4 protein-coding genes are annotated in these 3078 nt (G+C 52.3%); all 4 read right to left on the bottom strand.

Translation table 11 applies throughout. The features are described 5' to 3' along the window. Window positions 1–258 precede the first annotated feature (258 nt). Window positions 259–1167, bottom strand: coding sequence for an alpha/beta fold hydrolase (locus MHN01_RS22610; RefSeq protein WP_239413592.1), 909 nt, complete (start codon window positions 1165–1167; stop codon window positions 259–261). A gap of 24 nt (window positions 1168–1191) precedes the next feature. Then, on the bottom strand, window positions 1192–1746 hold the full coding sequence (locus MHN01_RS22615; RefSeq protein WP_239413593.1) for a Slp family lipoprotein: 555 nt from the start codon (window positions 1744–1746) through the stop codon (window positions 1192–1194). A gap of 57 nt (window positions 1747–1803) precedes the next feature. Continuing rightward, on the bottom strand, window positions 1804–2085 hold the full coding sequence (locus MHN01_RS22620) for a hypothetical protein (protein ID WP_075768321.1): 282 nt from the start codon (window positions 2083–2085) through the stop codon (window positions 1804–1806). A 129-nt stretch (window positions 2086–2214) separates the two neighbouring features. Next, window positions 2215–2916, bottom strand: coding sequence for a tRNA (adenosine(37)-N6)-threonylcarbamoyltransferase complex dimerization subunit type 1 TsaB (gene tsaB / locus MHN01_RS22625; protein WP_239413595.1), 702 nt, complete (start codon window positions 2914–2916; stop codon window positions 2215–2217). Between the last annotated feature and the right edge of the window lie 162 nt (window positions 2917–3078).

Raw genomic sequence — 3078 nt, forward strand, 5'->3', positions numbered from 1 at the left:
TGATAAAGGCTGTCTGGTCTGCATACTTCTGTACAGATTGCTCAAACATCTCTACCAGAGACGGGTACATGTCCGGGTTAATTTCTGCCGGTACATCTTCCGGATAGCGGTTAAGCCAAACCTTATCCACTTTGCACTCTCCTTATATTATCTGGCGTCATCGCCCAAAGCTTGTTGTAGGGGACTAATTCAAACAAGTGTTTGTTACCACCATTACAACACAATTAACAAAGAATTAACAACAACTGATTGGACCAGTTATCTGAATTTTGATGTAAATACCACTATGTGTTCACAAACCGCCTGTGGGCTTTCAATGTGACAGTGGTGACCACCGTCAACCACCACCTGTGAGCCATTCTGCAACCAATATCTTCCGCCACCCGGCTGACTCAGGGCTTCAAATCCGCTCCGGCCAAGAATCGACAACACCGGACATTGGATCTGCAACGCCAGTGCCTTGGCATGCTCTTTGGCCATGCGATACAGGGAGTCACAACGCAATTTATTATCATGCCGCCAATACCAGCTCGAGCCGTCCTGAAAGGTGCCTCTTGCCACCAAAGGGGAAAGTTGTTCTGCCGACAGGTGGTTGACCACGCAGCGTAACTGCAAGGCCTCCTGAAACGACGACATTCCCCTGCCCTTTCCCCATCGCTCGGCCCGGCGACGGTAGCGCTGCCGGCTGGCAATCCCGTCACGCAGGCGCTGTACCGCCAGCTCCGGCGACTCGTGCAGCGGGGCAAGCCCTTCAATCAACACAGCCCCGGCAACCTTATCCGGAAAGACAGCCGCATAGCAGCCGGCAACCAACGCCCCCAGCGAATGCCCGACCAGAAAAACCTCCCGGTCTGGCAACAAGGCCATCAGCTGATTAAGATCATCAATATAATCAACAAAATGGTAATAGTTATCCTTGCTCCTTGGCTGAGAATATCCATGGCCCGGCCAATCAATCGCAATCAGATGAAACTTTTCGGCCAGAGTCACAAACAAGGCGTCAAAGCTGGCGGCATTATCCTGCCAACCATGCAAGAACAGTAATATCGGCTTTTGATCACACGGGTAGGTCAGCGGCGATGAAGGTGAAACAACCTCGCCCGGATGCTGAAATGAACACAATCCCGCCAGCGTTATCTCCGCCAGCCGGAAGTGTGTATTGTACATTACACTCGACACAACACTCTCAATCTACTTGGTCACCCGTTGCGTTACCTCGCCCCGGGTAAAGCCCACGCCGTAGCTCATAAACGAGCATCGTGTACCGATACAGTCATGGTAGCGGGCAAAATCGTCAATCCGAATTTCCTGCTTGACCTGCCATAACTGCCGACCGGAAATATCCACGACAGGAAACTGGTAGTCAAACTCGCCCACGGTCCCCTGCTCCTGACCGTTGACTTTACCGACCACGGTCAGTAAGCGACCGGGGCGGTACTCCAACGGTTCGATAAACCCTTCGGCATAACCGACAAAGCGCCCCTGTGGTTTCGCATCTATCTTGGGTCTGCCGTCGCTGGTCAACGGCAGGCTGACTATCTCGATCCGGGTACGTCGTTTCTCGTTGTAGATAGCTGCGATAACGCCACCGAGTCGCACTTCCTGATCCTGAGCAATCGCAGGATTATCGCGTATAAGCATAAAGTCGGTAATGGGGCTCTCTGACTGAGTGCGCAAGCTTTCAGGCACGCTGGCGCAGCCTACCATAAAGGCCGTTAACAGCCCAAGAAATAGCACTCTAAACATCAGATACTCCTAGACAAATGCTCATTATCCAGTCAACTTTCCAGATTGTCAGGCAGGCTAAACGTAGACGTCGACACCAACCAGGGAGGACAGCTCTTCCTTACGGTTTTGATACATCACACCCATGTAGGAATCAAGAGCCTGGCGGTTCTTGCCCTCAGGTTCGTCATACTGAATTTTGGAATGGGCATCTTGGATCAGCTCCGGATCACGGACCGATTTGGCCACCGCTTTTGCGACCACCGTCTGTTCGGCAGCCACTGGTGCCTGTACCGGTTTATTGACCCGGGGCTTGTGCGGGGAATGTATTGATGTTGGTAAACGTTGAATTGAAACCATAATGCAATACCTATCGGCAGAGTGGATCCTTCAGCTGATTTCAAAAGGCAGAAGAGCCAAATAGAGCTCATTGCGGTACTTAAGATCAGGGAGCTGTGCTTTCGAAGCCTCGCCCCCTGATTCTAGTTATTACTCACGGCCCGGCAGCTTCTTCCAGGTAACAGTATCACGCAGGTAAACCGGGCTGGCATGCTCTGCATCAACGGCCTCGCCTCGAGCCAGCGCAAATTTCGCCAGGTGAACCATATCCTGCGAATCCGGATATAAAACAGTACCTTTTTCCATTTGGACCTTAAGCTGGGCGAGAGGTTCAGCATAACTTTCCCAACCTGTACCAGCTGTTAACCAAATGCCATTGTCTGCGCTGAACTGCTCAACAAGTCCTTCAGGACGGATAACCAGCTCGTTGTCAACGACTAGCCAGTCACCATCGGCCTGGCGCTGGTACTGTCCCCAGTAAATCTCACCCATACGGGCATCAATGGCCGCCAATACCTGCTCTGACTGATGCAAGCGATAGGATCCCTGAGCCATGGCTGCCAACGTCGAGACGCCAAGCATCGGCAAGTCCGCGCCGAATGCCAGCCCCTGAGCGATGCCAATACCGATACGGACACCGGTAAAGCTGCCTGGTCCACGACCAAAAGCCAGTGCGTCTAGCTGGTTGAGCTTCAGGCCGCCTTCGGCCAGAACGGTATCCACCATCGGCAGAATCTTCGTCGTATGCTCGCGCGGAGCATACTCACAACGTGTAATGACATCGTTGCCTACCATTAGGGCAACAGAACAATTTTCGGTTGCAGTATCGACTGCAAGGATTTTGGTGCTCATTCAAGCCTCTGAATGCTGGTCGTCACACTGAACAGTACTCGCGTTTCCGTTCACTGCAGACAAAAACTGCCCGACACCATCAACATCCCGCGTACGCGGAATTGGTGGCAAGCTTCTTAAAAATACCGCGCCATACGGACGCGTTACCAAACGATTATCGCA

Origin of the sequence: Photobacterium sp. OFAV2-7 (genome assembly GCF_022347985.1) — a bacterium.
In the GTDB taxonomy this organism is placed as follows: Bacteria; Pseudomonadota; Gammaproteobacteria; order Enterobacterales; family Vibrionaceae; genus Photobacterium.

What these genes read in the sequence shown, in the direction of transcription:
- MHN01_RS22615 (WP_239413593.1), bottom strand. Translation starts at nt 1,746, where the DNA reads ATGTTTAGAGTGCTATTTCTTGGGCTGTTAACGGCCTTTATGGTAGGC.
- MHN01_RS22610 (WP_239413592.1), bottom strand. Translation starts at nt 1,167, where the DNA reads ATGTACAATACACACTTCCGGCTGGCGGAGATAACGCTGGCGGGATTG.
- tsaB (WP_239413595.1), bottom strand. Translation starts at nt 2,916, where the DNA reads ATGAGCACCAAAATCCTTGCAGTCGATACTGCAACCGAAAATTGTTCT.
- MHN01_RS22620 (WP_075768321.1), bottom strand. Translation starts at nt 2,085, where the DNA reads ATGGTTTCAATTCAACGTTTACCAACATCAATACATTCCCCGCACAAG.